This is a genomic window from Gemmiger sp. An194 (assembly GCF_002160145.1).
Lineage (GTDB): Bacteria > Bacillota > Clostridia > Oscillospirales > Ruminococcaceae > Allofournierella.
Genome location: NZ_NFKA01000009.1, coordinates 72051 through 86735 on the forward strand (window position 1 = coordinate 72051; position 14685 = coordinate 86735).

Consider the following 14685-nt stretch of genomic DNA (forward strand, 5'->3'; position numbering starts at 1 on the left):
ACCATGGAAAACACTGCAAAGGAAACCGTATTGTCCATCCGGGATCTGTCCATCACCTTCAAGACCGGCGCAGGCCCGGTGAACGCCATCCGCGGCGTGAACATTGACCTGCCCCGGGGCACCACCCTGGCGGTGGTGGGCGAGAGCGGCAGCGGCAAGTCCGTCACCTTCAAGGCGGCCATGGGCATCCTGGCCTCCAACAGCGTGGTGAACAGCGGCAGCATCGTGTACAACTACCGCCACAACGACGGCACCCCCGCCACCGTGGACATTCTGAAAATGAAAACCCGCGACATCCGCCGCCACATCAACGGCAAGCGGATCGCGATGATCTTCCAGGACCCCATGACCAGCCTGGACCCCACCATGCCCATCGGCAAGCAGATCATGGAGGGCATGGTCTGGCATTACAAGACCCCCAAGCAGCAGGCCTGGGACAAGGCCGTGCGCCTGCTCACCGAGGTGGGCATCGAGGAGCCGGAAAAGCGGATGCGCCAGTATCCCCACCAGCTCAGCGGCGGCATGCGCCAGCGCGTGGTCATTGCCATCGCGCTGGCCTGTGACCCGGATGTGCTCATCTGCGACGAGCCCACCACCGCGCTGGATGTGACCATCCAGGCCAAGATCCTGGAGCTGATCAAGCGCATCCAGGCCGAGCGCGGCATCAGCGTCATCTACATCACCCACGACCTGGGCGTGGTGGCCAAGGTGGCGGACTTCGTGAACGTGATGTACGCGGGCCGCATCGTGGAGGCAGGCACCATCGACGAGATCTTCTACGATCCCCGCCACCCCTACACCTGGGGCCTGCTCAGCGCCATGCCGGATCTGGACACCGAGGACGACCGGCTCTACACCATTCCCGGCTCTCCGCCGAACCTGCTGCACCCGGTGCCCGGCGACGCCTTCGCGCCCCGGAACGCCTACGCGCTGAACATCGACGAGCGGCTGGACCCGCCCCTGTTCCGGATCAGCGAGACCCACTACGCGGCCAGCTGGCTGCTGGATGAGCGGGCACCCAAGGTGGAGATGCCGCCCGAGCTGAAGGCCCGCATTGAACGCATGAAGAAGGAGGGAATCTGACAATGGAAGAAAGAAAACCCCTTCTGGAGGTCAAGGGCCTGAAGCAGTACTTCAAGGGCAGCCACCAGTTCACCGTGAAGGCGGTGGACGGCGTGGACTTCGTGATCTACCCGGGTGAGACCTACGGTCTGGTGGGTGAGAGCGGCAGCGGCAAGAGCACCATCGGCCGCAGCGTGATCCGGCTCTACAAGCCCACCGCCGGGCAGATCCTGTTCAACGGCATGGACATTTCCGGCGATCTGAACGCCCAGCAGAACCGGCAGCTGCGCACCCAGATGCAGATGATCTTCCAGGACCCCATGGCCTGCCTGAACCCCAGAAAAAAGGTGGGGGAGATCATCGCCCAGGGTCTGGACATCCATCATCTGTATTCCAGCCGGGCCGAGCGCCAGGAGAAGGTGGCGGCAATCCTGAAAAAGGTGGGCCTGGCCCCCGAGCACGCGGACCGCTACCCCCACCAGTTCTCCGGCGGCCAGCGCCAACGCGTGGGCATTGCCCGGGCGCTGATCATGGACCCCAAGCTGATCATTGCCGACGAGTGCATCAGCGCGCTGGATGTTTCCATCCAGGCCCAGGTGGTCAACCTGATGAAGGACCTGCAGGAGGAAACCGGCACCGCCTATCTGTTCATTGCTCACGACCTGTCCATGGTGAAATACATCTCGGACCGGATCGGCGTGCTGCATCTGGGCCATCTGGTGGAGACCGGCACCACCGAGGAGATCTTCTCGAACCCGGTGCACCCCTACACCCAGAGCCTGCTCAGCGCCATTCCCCAGCCGGACCCCCGCACCGAGCGGGACCGGGTGGCCAAGAGCTACGATTACCGCACCTCCGGGGTGGATTACCTGGCAGGCAAGCAGCAGCATCTGGGCGGCACCCACTATGTGCTGGCCACCGACGAGGAGCTGGCCCGCTGGACCGCCCGCGCCTGATTTTCATTTTGCGATCCTCTCTTTTGATACAAATGCAGGACCGGCCGGCCCCGATCATGGGGCCGGCCGGTCCTGTGTTTTTTATTGTTTTTCTTCTTTCAGCCTGTTCAAGAAGGCCTCCAGACGATCAAGGCCCTCCTCCAGCTGGTCCTGTGCGCAGCAGTAGGAAAGCCGCACATAGCCCTCCGAGCCAAAGCAGCTGCCCGGCACCAGGGCCAGACCGCCCTCCTGAATCAGCCGGGTGCAGAGCTCCTCGCTGCTCATGCCAAACTGGCGGATGCAGGGGAAGATGTAGAAGGCGCCCTCCGGCTTGTTCACCGGCAGGCCCATGCTGCACAGCCGCTGGTACACATAATCCCGCCGCTGCCGGTAGCTCCGGCGCATGGCGCTCACATCGCTTTCCAGCGCGGTGATGCAGGCGGTCTGGGAAAAGCTGGTCACGCTAACCACGCTGTACTGATGCACCTTCTGCAGCTGCTGCTTCACCGGCGCATCCGCCGCCAGCCAGCCCAGCCGCCAGCCGGTCATGGCATAGGGCTTGGAGAAGCTTTCCACCACGATAATGTTCTCCCGCAGGTCCGGATAAAGGGCGGCAAAGCGGCCGAAGGAATCGGTGTAGCACAGCTGCCAGTACACATCGTCGCAGATCACATAGATGCCGGCACGGCGCACAAGCGCTGCCACCGCGTCCAGGCTTTTCTTCGTATAGACACAGCCGGTGGGGTTGTTGGGGCTGGTGAGGATGATGGCCTTGGTACGCTCGCTCACAGCGGCGTTCAGCGCCTTTTCGCTGAGCTGGAAGCCGTAGGGCTCGGTGTCCACCGGCTTGTACACACCCCGGCACAGGCCGATCAGAGATTCATACAGGCCGAAGGCGGGGATGGGCACCAGCACCTCGTCGCCCACATCCACCACACCGGACAAAGCGCACAGCAGCGCCTCGGTGGCTCCGCAGGTGACCACAAATTCCTCCGGTGCATAGTGCAGGCCCTGCTTTTCGCTGAAGGCGGAAAGAGCCTCCAGCAGCTGGGGCCGGCCGTTGTTGGGCGGGTAGTGGGTATCGCTCTGCTCCAGCGCCTGCTGCGCAGCCTGCCGGATGGGCAGGGGAGTGTCGAACTCCGGCTCGCCCAGGGTCAGCTTCACACAGCCGGGGGTCTGGGCGGCAAGGGCGGTGAACCGGCGGATGCCGGAAAGGGTAAGGCCGGTAACGGCCGGATTCATGGGCAGACGCATGGGTAAACTTCTCCTTCAAACGATTCGCTTTTGTATGTTACCAGTATAGCACAACAGGGCGTTCGCAGCAAAAAAATGCAGGCCTTTTCAGACCTGCATTTTTTGAAAATTACTTCTTGATCATGGAAGCCAGATAGCCCTGGATGCCCTTCACGCTGGAAAGGTTCATGGCCTCGGCCTGCACGTCGTCCGCCTCCTGCTGGCTCCACAGGCTGATGGTGCGGCGGGTGGCCAGCACGGCGCTGGCGCTCACGCTGAACTCATCCAGGCCCCAGCTGAGCAGCAGGGGAATCAGGGCGGGATCGGCGGCAGCCTCGCCGCACATGCCCACCGGGATGCCCGCGGCCTTGGCGGCCTTGATCACGTTGGCAATGCTGCGCAGCACAGCGGGATGGAAGTGGGTGTACAGGGATGCCACATCCGGGTTGCCCCGGTCCACTGCCAGGGTGTACTGGGTCAGGTCGTTGGTGCCGATGCTGAAGAAGGCGGCCTCCTGAGCCAGCAGATCGGCGATCTGGCTGGCGGCGGGGGTCTCGATCATCACACCCAGCTGAGCATTGGCGTCAAAGGGCAGGCCCTCGGCGGCCAGCTCCTTCTTGGCCTTTTCCAGCATGGCCTTGGCGGCACGAATCTCCTCCAGGCCGGTGACCAGCGGCAGCATGATCTTGATGTTCTTGTGGTCCGCACCGGCGCGCAGCAGAGCGCGCAGCTGGATCATGTAGGTCTCGGGGTTGTCCAGGCAGTAGCGGATGGCCCGGTGACCCAGGAAGGGGTTCTCCTCCTTCTTCATGTGCAGGTAGTCGATCTCCTTATCGCCGCCCACATCCAGGGTGCGGATGATGACCTCCTTGCCTGCGAACAGCGCCGCCACCTGACGGTAGGCGTTCATCTGCTCCTCCTCGGTGGGCAGGCTGTCCCGGTCCATGAACAAAAACTCGGTGCGGAACAGGCCGATGCCCTCGGCGCCCTTCTCCAGGGCGGCCTGGGCGTCCTCCGGCTTGCCGATGTTGGCATACAGGCCCACGGCACGGCCGTCCGCGTTCACGGTGGGCTTGCCCAGGTAAGCCTTCAGCATCTGGCGCTGATGCTCAAACTCGGCGCGGCGGGCCTCGTAGTCCTTCAGGGTCCGCTCGTCCGGGTTCACATATACGTGACCGTACTCGCCGTCCATGGCAACGGCATCGCCGTTCTGGATGGCGTCGGCCGCGCCGGGCACGCCCAGCACCGCGGGGATCTCCAGCGCGCGGGCCAGAATGGCGGAATGGCTGGTGCGGCCGCCGATCTCGGTGATGATGCCCACCACGTTCTCCCGGCTGATGCCCACGGTCATGCTGGGGGTGAAATCCTTGGCAACGATCACGGTGCCGGCGGGGGCATGGGCCAGATCCACATCCGGCAGACCCAGCAGCTGCTTGAGCAGGCGGGCGCGCAGGTCACCGATATCGGTGGCGCGCTGGCGCATCAGCTCGTCCTCCATGCCGCTGAACATGGCAATGAAGGTCTGGCAAACGGTATCCACCGCAGCCTCGGCCACGTTGCCCGCAGCGATCTGCTCCTCCATCTGGCCCATCATAAACGGGTCGTTCAGCATCATGATCTGGCCGGACAGGATCTCGGCGGCGTGCTCGCCCACCTTCTCGGTCATCTCGGCCGCCATGGTGCTCAGCCGCTGGCTCACAGCGGAGGCAGCCGCCTTCAGGCGCTCGGTTTCCTGCTGCTGACCCGCGAACTGCACCGCGGAATAATCCAAATTCTGCTCTTTTACCACCAGCGCATGGCCAATGCCCACACCGGCGGACGCTCCTGTACCCTTTAACATGGTCTTTGTGCCCCTCTCGTCGGCTTTTTTATCAGGCGCGCCCCGGCCCATCAGATGGACCGGGGCGCCGCGTGTTGTCTGCTCGTTGGCTGCTTACTCGCCCAGACCGCTTTCGATCAGGCCCACAGCCTTGTCCAGGGCGGCCTGCTCGTCGTCACCGGTGCAGCGAACTTCCAGCTCGCTGCCGCACTTGATGCAGGCGGCCATCAGGTTCATGATGCTCTTAGCGTTGATCTCCTTATCCTTGAACACCAGCACCACGTCGCTGTTGAACTTCATCATCTCCTGAGCGAACATACCGGCGGGACGCATGTGCATGCCCATGGGGTTTACGATCTTGGTCATCTTGCTTACCATAACAGTTATCTCCTTTTGTTCGTTTTATGAATGATTGTGAAGCGCCCGCGCACCGCGCGGGCGGCATTGCGTACAACGGTTTGTGATTACTGCTCCTTGTTCTTCTTCAGAACACCCAGCAGCAGCATACCCACCAGGCTGCCCACCACCAGGCTGATCACGTAGCCCAGCACATTGGTGACCACGGGGAACACGAAGATGCCGCCGTGAGGAGCCATCAGGCTGCAGCCGAAGAACATGCTCAGCGCACCGGCAACGGCACTGCCGACCACGCAGCTGGGAATCACGCGCAGGGGATCGGAGGCAGCGAAGGGAATCGCGCCCTCGGTGATGAAGCACAGACCCATGATGTAGTTTACCACACCGGACTTGCGCTCATCCTGAGTGAACTTCTTCTTGAAGAAGGTGGTGCACAGAGCGATGGCCAGCGGGGGAACCATACCACCCACCATAACGGCGGCCATCATCTGGTACTCAATGGCACCCTGCGCAGCGCCCGCGGCAGCGGCGGTGGCAATGGCACCGGTACCGGTCACGTAAGCAGCCTTGTTGAAGGGGCCGCCCATATCGATGCTCATCATACCGGCCAGAACAGCGCCCAGCAGGATCTTGCTGGTGCCGCCCAGGCTGTTCAGGAAGGCGATCAGACCGTTGTTGATGGCGCCCATGATGGGGTTCACCAGGCACATAAACAGGCCCATGAACAGCACGCCGATCACAGGGTACAGCAGGATGGGCTTGATGCCCTCCAGGCTGTCCGGCAGCTTATCGCAGACCTTGCGCAGGCCCAGCATGAAGTAGCCGCCCACAAAACCGGCCAGCAGAGCGCCCAGGAAGCCGGCGGGGATCGCAGCGACGCTGGGGTCCAGAATGGTGGCAAAGCTGGTGCCCACGGCTGCCAGGCTGCCGCCCACAAAGCCCACGGCCAGACCCGGACGGTCGGCGATGCTCATGGCGATGTAGCCCGCCAGAATGGGCAGCATGAAGTTAAAGGCAACGCCGCCAACGGTCTTGAAGAAGGCCGCCACGGGGGTGTTCATACCAAAGTTTGCGGGATTGATGGAGTAATCGTCCAGCAGGAAGGCCAGAGCGATCAGAATGCCGCCGCCGATGACGAAGGGCAGCATATGAGAAACGCCGTTCATCAGGTGCTTGTACAGCTGACGGCCGATGCTCTCGTTCTTGGCGGTATCGGTGGTCTCCACCGCGCCGGAGTAGTGGTAGATGGGAACCTGCTTCTCCGCGATCTTGCGGATCAGCTCCTCCGGATGATGGATGCCCTCGCTCACGGGAACAAACAGCACGCGCTTGCCGTCAAAACGGGCGGTGTCCACGTTCTTGTCAGCGGCCACGATGATACCGTCGGCAGCGGCGATCTCCTCGGCGGTCAGCACATTCTTGGCGCCGCCGGAGCCGTTGGTCTCGGCCTTCAGGGGGATCTCCATCGCCTTACCGGCCTTCTCCAGAGCTTCGGCGGCCATGTAGGTGTGGGCAATGCCGGTGGGGCAGGCGGTAACCGCCAGCACCCGGTAGCCCTCAGCCTTCTTTTCCTCAGCAGGCTGTGCGGGAGCGGAAGCATCATCGTTCACGGTCTCCACCTTGGGCAGCTTGGTGTCGCCGTATTTGGCGCTCTCGGCATCGTCGATAGCCTTCATGAACTCTTCCACAGTGGAAGCGGCCCGCAGCTTGGCGGTAAAGTCGCCATCCATCAGCAGAACCATCAGGCGGCTGAGGATCTCCAGGTGCAGGTTGCCGTCCATGGGAGCGGCGATCATAAAGAACAGATCGCTGGGCTTCTTGTCCATGGCGCCGTAGTCCACACCGTCGTACAGAGTCATGGCCGCCAGACCGGGGCGCTTGACTGCCTCGCTCTTGGCATGGGGAACCGCGATGCCTGCCTCGATGGCAGTGCTGCTCTGGGCCTCGCGGGCCAGAATCGCCTTCTTGTAGGCCTCCACATCGGCCAGATTGTCGCCAGCCACGTGCAGGCTGATCAGCTTATCGATGGCCGCATCTTTGTTCGCTGCGCTGGTGTGCAGCTCTACGCTTTCCGGTCTGAGCAAATCCGTAATACGCATGATACTCGATTCCTTTCTCTTATTTTTTCAAATGGGGATACGATCTATTTGCAGGCGTGCGGTTTTGGGTTCCGCGATGCACGCTTATGCCTGATTCAGAAGAGTCTCGATCTCGGGCCAGGTAGCCAGCACATCCGAGAAGGCAGTGGCGCTGCCCGCGGCGCTGCCTACGCGCAGCGCATGGGCATAATCGCCGGTATCCAGATAACCGGCCAGGAAGCCTGCCACCATGGAATCGCCCGCACCCACCGAGTTCTTTACCTTGCCCTTGTAGGCGGTAAGGCGGTGGCAGCCGCCGTTCTCATCCAGCAGCATTGCACCGTCGCCGGCCATGCTGACCAGCACGTTGCGCGCGCCCTGCTGCTGCAGCTTTTCGGCGCACTCTCGAATCTCTTCGTCGGTGTTGAGGACCCGGCCGAAGATCTCGCCCAGCTCGTGATTGTTGGGCTTGATCAGGAAGGGCTTGTACTTGAGCACGTTTACCAGCAGGTCCCGGGTGGCATCCACCGCGCAGAGAACCTTTTTGCCCTCCAGACGGGCCAGAATGCTTTCGTACACATCGCTGGGCATGCTTGCGGGAATGCTGCCGGCCAGAACCAGCACATCGCCCTCACCCAGAGCATCCAGCTTGCACAGCAGCTCCTCCAGCGCCTCGGCGCTGATGTCAGGGCCCTTGCCGTTGATCTCGGTCTCCTCGCCGGCCTTCAGCTTTACATTGATGCGGGTGAGACCGGCGGGCAGGTGGATGAAGTCGGTGGCGACACCCTTGGCGGCCAGACCGTCCTCAATGGCCTTGCCGGTGAATCCGGCCACAAAGCCCAGCGCCACATTTTCATGGCCCAGCTCCCGCAGCACCCAGGACACGTTAATGCCCTTGCCGCCCAGCTGTACATCCTCGCTGACAGTGCGGTTCACCTGGCCCAGGGTCAGCGCATCCATGCGCACCACGTAGTCCAGCGCGGGATTGAATGTAACGGTGTATATCATAACCCTTCTACCTCCTTGATCACTGCATGCTTGCGATAGCTCTTGTCCGGCAGATGATCGGTGACGATGCAGGCCTGGTCGATGGGAGCCACCGTGACCGCCGACACCCGCCCGAACTTGGACGAATCCGCCAGCACATATTTGATATAGGCCTGTCGCAGCGCCATCGACTTAACCTGGGCTTCCTCCACATCCGGCGTGGTGTAGCCCTGGCCCACGGTGATGCCGTTGATGCCGATAAAGGCCTTGGTAAAGTTGTAATGGCTCAGGGACTGCACGGCGCCCGCCCCAACAATGGCTTCGGTGCCGGTCTTGAGCATGCCGCCCAGGATGTAAGCCTTGAACCCCTTGTTTACCAGCCGCTGGGCGTGCAGAATGCCGTTGGTCACGATCAGCAGCCCGTCGCTGGGCTCCATGTATTCCAGCATCCGCAGAGTGGTGCTGCCCGCGTCCAGGAAAATCACATCGTCCGGCTGGATCTGGGCCGCCGCATAGCGGGCGATCTGATCCTTCTGGGCCTGATTGAGATGCTCCTTTGCGCTCATGGTGGGCTCGCCGCTCTCGAAGGTGGCATCCACTGCGGTGGCACCGCCGTGCACCTTGTTCAGCTTGCCCTGCTCGGCCAGGATCATCAAATCCCGCCGCACGGTGGATTCCGAAGTGTCCAGCCGCTGAGCCAGCTCGGTGACGGTTGCCGCCCGGCGCTTTGCCAGCACATCCAGAATTACCGCAAACCGTTTTTCTGCCAGCATTTCGCCGCCCCCTTTGCCTGTATCTCTCGTTCTGGTTTCACTATAGCACAGTCATTTGGCGAATTCAAGCATTTTCTATCAAAAACAATCAAATTTCTGCATTTTATTTTGAGTCGCCTGCGCATGTTTGCGCAAATTCGCGCAAACAAGCAAAAAACCCCTGCGCCGCGGGTTGCGGAACAGGGGATTTTTTATCTGTGCTATCGCTGGAAGCGAGGTGGCTCATTCAGATCCAGCTCCAGCAGGTGAGCCTTGATCTGCATCAGACTGCGCGCCTCCATGCACAGTCCCCGCACGCCCTGGCGGATGAATCGCTCGGCAGTATCCGGATCAGTGGCACTCACGCCGCAGATGGTAACCGGCAGCTCCTGGCTCCAGGCGGCCGCCACCACCATGTCGATCAGGCGGCCCACCGCGTGGGGCCAGCCGGTAAAATAGCCGGACATCCGGCTGTCCCGCCGGTCGGCCGCGTAGGTGTACTGGGTCAGATCGTTGGTACCGATGTGCACGAAGGAGCAGCGGTCTGCCAGAATCTCATCGGCCAGCAGGGCAGCGCTGGGCACCTCGATCATTGCACCCAGCGGAACCTTTTCATTGAAGGGCACGCCTTCCCGGCGCAGCTGGCTCTTGGCCACCTCCACCAGCTCCAGGGCTTCCTTCCAGTCCGCCGGGCCGGTAATCATGGGGAACATGATTCGCAAATCGCCCTTGAGCGCGGTACGCAGCAGCGCCCGCATCTGGGTGACGAACAGCTCCGGGTGGCTCAGCTGAAGCCGCACACCTCTCATCCCCAGCGGGGAATAATTGATGGTATCCTCCAGCTCCGCCACCCGCTTGTCCGCCCCGATGTCAAAGGTGCTGATGATTACCGGACGACCGGCAGCCGCTTCCAGGCAGGTCATATAATAATAGTATTGCTCGTCCTCGCCGGGAATGTGATCGCCGGTAATAACGAACTCGCTGCGCAGCAGTCCCACGCCATCTGCACCCGCGTCCATGGCGGCCCGAATGTCGGTGGGACTGGAGCAGTTGGCCATCAGGGTCACAGCGGTGCCGTCCTTGGTCACGCAGGGCTGGTCCTTCAGGAAGGCCATCCGCTTTTTCAGCATACCCTCGCCCACAATCCGCCGCTGGGCGTGGCGCACCGCGTCCGCGTCCGGCTTGACGATCATGTCACCGTTATAGGCATCCAGAATGGCGGCCTGCCCCTCGCTGTAATCCAGCATCTCATTGCCCAGCTGCACCACGGCGGGAATGTCCATGGTACGGGCCATAATGGCCGCGTGGCTCTGGATACTGCCGCCGCTGGTGGCAAAGCCCAGAATCTTGGCCCGGTCGATGCTGATGATGTCGCTGGGGAAGATGCGCTCCCCCACCAGAATGCAGGGGACCTCCAGCTCGGGAGCCTTGCGGGGCTCGCCGTCCAGAATATTCACCACCCGGCGGCAGACATCCAGCACATCCACCGAGCGCTGGCTCATGTATTCATCGTCCAGATTTTCCAGGGTGGCGGCATAGTGCCTGCCCACCCATTCCATGGCGGCGGCCGCGCCATCGCCGTCCGCGATGCGCTGGGCCACCTGCGTCAGCAGACCTGCATCTTCCAGCATCATCCGCTGGAACATGAGAATGGCCTGCTGGGTGCCGTCGGTTTTTTCCTCCAGAACGCGCAGCTCCTCTTTTGCCAGGATCACAGCCGCATCGAACAGGGCCTGCTCACGCACCGGAAGACCGACCACACGCGCCAAGCCGGCAGTGCCGTGGTGCAGCCGGTGGACCGGCCCCATGACCAGCCCTTTGGATGCGCTGATGCCTGTGAATCTTCTCATGGAACCTCACCTCCCTGGGATCTGTGCAGGCTTGCCGCCACAAGCGCCTGCAGAAACTCTCCGGGGGCGGCTGCCGCCTGGGCGGACTCCCGGATACAAATACCCGCCCCCTCTTCAAACAGGGGCGCAAACCGCAGGCAGATCTGAGGGTCCACCTGCTGCAAAAATTCGTCAAACAACTGCCGGGCGGTGTAGACCGGCTCCGGTGCCACACCGGCCAGCTCACAGGCCCGCTCCAGCGGAGCCAGTGCCCGGGCTGCGGCCGTGGTCGCCAGCTTTTCCAGCCCGCCCAGCGCCGCCTGTTCCGTAAAGGTAAGCGAGGGGTTTGCTCCCATGACCCGGCGCAGCAGTTCGGCATAAGGGCGGATAAAGTTCTCGGTGAGCACCCGTTCCTGCCCGGCCTGGATGCTGTAAGCAATGCCCAGGATACGGCCGAAGGCCCGATAGGTATCGTTGTAGCCCAGGGCAATGTTCTGTGCGGCCTGGCAGGGATCGAAGGTCAGGATCGCGCCCAGCTCCCAGTGACTGCGAACCAGAATGACCGGGATATCCGCTGGCAGCCGCCGCATCACGCCGATGCCGTCCACATCCACGGCCACAACTTCCTCCGCGCCCATGCGGCGCGCCAGGCCCACCGGCATATTGTCGGCATAGCCGCCATCAATGAACTCCTTGCCCTCAATGGCCCGGGGCCGGAAGGCAGGGAAACAGGCAGCGGAGGCAAGAAGGTAATCCTTCATCTGTCCCTGCGGGATCTCCTGTGCGGTGAGCTCCAGCGGGCGCAGGGTCCGTTTGTTCACGGTGACCAGCCCGAATTCAATGGGGGAGGTTCGCAGGGCCTCCTCATCCAGCACCCGGTCCACGATCCCCTCCAGCGGGGTCACATCCAGTCCGCCGCAGCGCACCGTCTCCTGCCAGAAGTTCAGCATTCCCTGATCCGGGTCCGGAGGGTCTGTAATCACCTGGCGGGTATCGATGGTCAGCCACATATCCCGGGCGGTGGCCCACTGCCCGGTGGCGAACATGGCCCCGTTCAAACAGCCCACCGAGGTGCCGGTGATCACATCCGGCCGCCAGGCAAGCTCGGTCAGTGCCTGGTAGACCCCGACCTGGTAGCTGCCCCGGGCACCGCCGCCCGCCAGTACAAGCCCTCGCTTCATGCTGTCCCGCCCTTTCTCACTTTATCAAATTGTAGCAAAAAACTTTTGGGGGATGCAACCTTTTTCCAAGAAAAAACGGCTGAATCGCCTAATCATCCATTGTGTTTAGTCTATTATAATCCTTTCGTGTGATAAAGGAAATACGTTTTCAACTATTTTTACAAAATATTCTACAAAGCAAAAAATATTTTGTGCATCATTCTTGTTTTTCCGGGTATTTCGTTCTATAATGAAGGCAACGGTGAAATTTGGATTTCTTTTCCGGGAATCGGTTTTACCCTGTATCTCCCGGCCTGCCGGGCTTTTGGAACAAGGAGGGATCATTCGATCATGAGCGCGATGTATTTTGTTGCAGCAGGCTCTGTGCTTGCCTTGTTGTTCGCGGCGACCATGTTCGCCCGCGTCAAAAAAGAGCCGCAGGGCACACCCCAGATGGCCAAGATCTCGGCCGCGGTGAGCAATGGTGCGACCGCCTACTTAAAGCGTCAGTATAAAGGCGTGGCCATCTTCTTCGCCGTGGTCTTCGTGATCCTTCTGATCATGGCATTCCTGGGCTTTTTGAGCTTTTTCACCCCCTTCGCATTCCTGACCGGCGGCTTTTTCAGCGGCCTGTCCGGCTTTATTGGCATGCGCACCGCCACCATGGCCAACTGTCGCACCGCCAACGCTGCCTCCAATAGCCTGAACAAGGGCCTGCGGGTGGCCTTCAGCGCCGGCTCGGTCATGGGCTTCACGGTGGTTGGCCTGGGCCTGCTGGACCTGAGCATCTGGTACTTTTTCCTGCATTTCTGGTACACTGCCATTGATCCGGTGGCCAGTCAGGAGATCCTGATCCAGAACATCACCTCCAATATGCTCACCTTCGGCATGGGCGCCTCCTCCATGGCGCTGTTTGCCCGTGTGGGCGGCGGCATCTTCACCAAGGCGGCGGACGTTGGCGCCGACCTGGTGGGCAAGGTGGAGGCGGGAATCCCCGAGGACGACCCCCGCAACCCCGCCGTTATCGCCGACAACGTGGGCGACAACGTGGGTGACGTGGCCGGCATGGGTGCCGACCTGTATGAGTCCTATGTGGGCTCCATCGTTTCCACCAGCGCGCTGGCCGTAGCCGCAGGCTTCGACATGCAGGGCGTGGGCGTTCCCATGCTGCTGGCCGCGCTGGGCGTGCTGTGCTCCATTCTGGGCACCTTCTTCGTTAAAACCCAGGAGGGCGCCAGCCAGAAAAACCTGCTGGCCGCCCTGCGCACCGGCACCTACATCAGCAGCGTGTTGATCGCCATCTGTGCCTGGTTCGCCATCCACTGGCTGCTGCCTGCCGAGCACGCCACCGGCGTGTTCATCGCGGTGATCAGCGGCCTGGCCGCCGGTGTGATCATCGGCGCGCTCACCGAGTACTACACCTCGGACAGCTACTCGCCCACCAGAAAGCTGTCGGCCTCCAGTGAAACCGGCAGTGCAACCGTTATCATCAGCGGCCTGTCGCTGGGCATGCTCTCCACCGTGGCCCCCGTTGTGATCGTGGGCATTTCGGTGCTGCTGAGCTACTTCTGCAGCGGCGGTGCGGAGGACTTCAACATGGGCCTGTACGGCGTGGGTGTTTCCGCCGTGGGCATGCTGAGCACCCTGGGCATCACCCTGGCCACCGACGCCTACGGCCCCATTGCGGACAACGCAGGCGGCATTGCCGAGATGACCCACATGCCCGCACAGGTGCGCCAGCGCACCGACGCGCTGGACAGCCTGGGCAACACCACCGCCGCCACCGGCAAAGGCTTTGCCATCGGCTCCGCGGCGCTGACCGCCCTGGCCCTGATCGCCTCTTACATTGACAAGGTCCACCAGATCGATCCGGACATCGTGCTGGATCTGTCCATCACCAATCCCACCACCCTGATCGGCCTGTTCATCGGCGGCATGCTGCCCTTCCTGTTCGCGGCCCTGACCATGGACGCAGTGGGCAAGGCAGCCCAGAGCATCGTGGTGGAGGTCCGCCGCCAGTTCAAGGAGATCAAGGGCCTGATGGAAGGCAAGGCCGAACCGGACTATGCCTCCTGCGTGGATATGTGCACCCGCAGTGCCCAGAAGCTGATGCTGGCCCCCGCCCTGATCGCGGTGATCGTGCCTGTTGTTGTAGGCCTGATCCTGGGCGTGGAAGGCGTGGCCGGTCTGCTGGCGGGCACCACCGTTACCGGCTTTGTGCTGGCCGTGATGATGGCCAACTCCGGCGGCGCGTGGGACAACGCAAAGAAGTACATCGAGAGCGGCGCCCATGGCGGCAAGGGCAGCGACTGCCACAAGGCCGCCGTGGTGGGCGACACCGTGGGCGATCCCTTCAAGGACACCAGCGGCCCCTCCATCAACATCCTGATCAAGCTCACCAGCATGGTTTCCATCGTGTTCGCCGGTCTGGTGATCGCGGTACACCTGCTGTAAGCTTATCCTTCCCATTTTC

The 14685-nt window shown here is 62.0% G+C and carries 11 protein-coding genes; 3 read left to right on the forward strand and 8 right to left on the reverse strand.

The window, feature by feature from the left end; genetic code table 11:
• Window positions 1-3 precede the first annotated feature (3 nt).
• A complete protein-coding gene (locus B5F28_RS07560; RefSeq protein ID WP_087294897.1) occupies window positions 4-1083 on the forward strand; it encodes an ABC transporter ATP-binding protein in 1080 nt (359 codons plus the stop codon).
• A gap of 2 nt (window positions 1084-1085) precedes the next feature.
• Window positions 1086-2018: an ABC transporter ATP-binding protein gene (locus B5F28_RS07565; RefSeq protein WP_087294899.1), complete on the forward strand. Its 933-nt coding sequence runs from the start codon at window positions 1086-1088 to the stop codon at window positions 2016-2018.
• An 81-nt stretch (window positions 2019-2099) separates the two neighbouring features.
• Here the strand turns inward: B5F28_RS07565 and B5F28_RS07570 are convergent, their stop codons facing one another.
• From B5F28_RS07570 to B5F28_RS07605, 8 genes are all read right to left on the reverse strand, one after another.
• Window positions 2100-3251, reverse strand: coding sequence for a pyridoxal phosphate-dependent aminotransferase (locus B5F28_RS07570; protein WP_087294901.1), 1152 nt, complete (start codon window positions 3249-3251; stop codon window positions 2100-2102).
• 109 nt (window positions 3252-3360) lie between these two features.
• Entirely contained in the window at window positions 3361-5070 is a 1710-nt protein-coding gene (gene ptsP / locus B5F28_RS07575; RefSeq protein ID WP_087294972.1) for a phosphoenolpyruvate--protein phosphotransferase, read from the reverse strand.
• 93 nt (window positions 5071-5163) lie between these two features.
• A complete protein-coding gene (locus B5F28_RS07580; RefSeq protein ID WP_087181343.1) occupies window positions 5164-5427 on the reverse strand; it encodes an HPr family phosphocarrier protein in 264 nt (87 codons plus the stop codon).
• A gap of 86 nt (window positions 5428-5513) precedes the next feature.
• Window positions 5514-7505 carry a PTS fructose transporter subunit IIABC gene (locus tag B5F28_RS07585; protein WP_087294903.1) on the reverse strand — a complete coding sequence of 664 codons (1992 nt, stop codon included), beginning with the start codon at window positions 7503-7505 and terminating at the stop codon, window positions 5514-5516.
• Between the two features lie 84 nt (window positions 7506-7589).
• Window positions 7590-8492: a 1-phosphofructokinase gene (gene pfkB / locus B5F28_RS07590; protein ID WP_087294905.1), complete on the reverse strand. Its 903-nt coding sequence runs from the start codon at window positions 8490-8492 to the stop codon at window positions 7590-7592.
• The gene (locus B5F28_RS07595) at window positions 8489-9244 is read right to left on the reverse strand and encodes a DeoR/GlpR family DNA-binding transcription regulator (RefSeq protein ID WP_087294907.1); all 756 of its coding nucleotides are present in this window, start codon (window positions 9242-9244) and stop codon (window positions 8489-8491) included. The genes pfkB and B5F28_RS07595 overlap by 4 nt, the downstream gene beginning before the upstream one ends.
• A 200-nt stretch (window positions 9245-9444) precedes the next feature.
• The gene (gene ptsP / locus B5F28_RS07600) at window positions 9445-11073 is read right to left on the reverse strand and encodes a phosphoenolpyruvate--protein phosphotransferase (RefSeq protein ID WP_087294909.1); all 1629 of its coding nucleotides are present in this window, start codon (window positions 11071-11073) and stop codon (window positions 9445-9447) included.
• Window positions 11070-12233 carry a patatin-like phospholipase family protein gene (locus B5F28_RS07605; RefSeq protein WP_087294911.1) on the reverse strand — a complete coding sequence of 388 codons (1164 nt, stop codon included), beginning with the start codon at window positions 12231-12233 and terminating at the stop codon, window positions 11070-11072. The genes ptsP (B5F28_RS07600) and B5F28_RS07605 overlap by 4 nt, the downstream gene beginning before the upstream one ends.
• A 330-nt stretch (window positions 12234-12563) precedes the next feature.
• Here B5F28_RS07605 and B5F28_RS07610 point away from each other — a divergent pair, with 330 nt between their 5' ends.
• Entirely contained in the window at window positions 12564-14666 is a 2103-nt protein-coding gene (locus tag B5F28_RS07610; protein WP_087294913.1) for a sodium-translocating pyrophosphatase, read from the forward strand.
• Window positions 14667-14685 lie beyond the last annotated feature (19 nt).

Excerpts from the sequence above, each read along its gene's own strand:
- B5F28_RS07560 (WP_087294897.1), top strand. The coding sequence starts at position 4 with ATGGAAAACACTGCAAAGGAAACCGTATTGTCCATCCGGGATCTGTCC.
- B5F28_RS07565 (WP_087294899.1), top strand. The coding sequence starts at position 1,086 with ATGGAAGAAAGAAAACCCCTTCTGGAGGTCAAGGGCCTGAAGCAGTAC.
- B5F28_RS07570 (WP_087294901.1), bottom strand. The coding sequence starts at position 3,251 with ATGCGTCTGCCCATGAATCCGGCCGTTACCGGCCTTACCCTTTCCGGC.
- ptsP (WP_087294972.1), bottom strand. The coding sequence starts at position 5,070 with ATGTTAAAGGGTACAGGAGCGTCCGCCGGTGTGGGCATTGGCCATGCG.
- B5F28_RS07580 (WP_087181343.1), bottom strand. The coding sequence starts at position 5,427 with ATGGTAAGCAAGATGACCAAGATCGTAAACCCCATGGGCATGCACATG.
- B5F28_RS07585 (WP_087294903.1), bottom strand. The coding sequence starts at position 7,505 with ATGCGTATTACGGATTTGCTCAGACCGGAAAGCGTAGAGCTGCACACC.
- pfkB (WP_087294905.1), bottom strand. The coding sequence starts at position 8,492 with ATGATATACACCGTTACATTCAATCCCGCGCTGGACTACGTGGTGCGC.
- B5F28_RS07595 (WP_087294907.1), bottom strand. The coding sequence starts at position 9,244 with ATGCTGGCAGAAAAACGGTTTGCGGTAATTCTGGATGTGCTGGCAAAG.
- ptsP (WP_087294909.1), bottom strand. The coding sequence starts at position 11,073 with ATGAGAAGATTCACAGGCATCAGCGCATCCAAAGGGCTGGTCATGGGG.
- B5F28_RS07605 (WP_087294911.1), bottom strand. The coding sequence starts at position 12,233 with ATGAAGCGAGGGCTTGTACTGGCGGGCGGCGGTGCCCGGGGCAGCTAC.
- B5F28_RS07610 (WP_087294913.1), top strand. The coding sequence starts at position 12,564 with ATGAGCGCGATGTATTTTGTTGCAGCAGGCTCTGTGCTTGCCTTGTTG.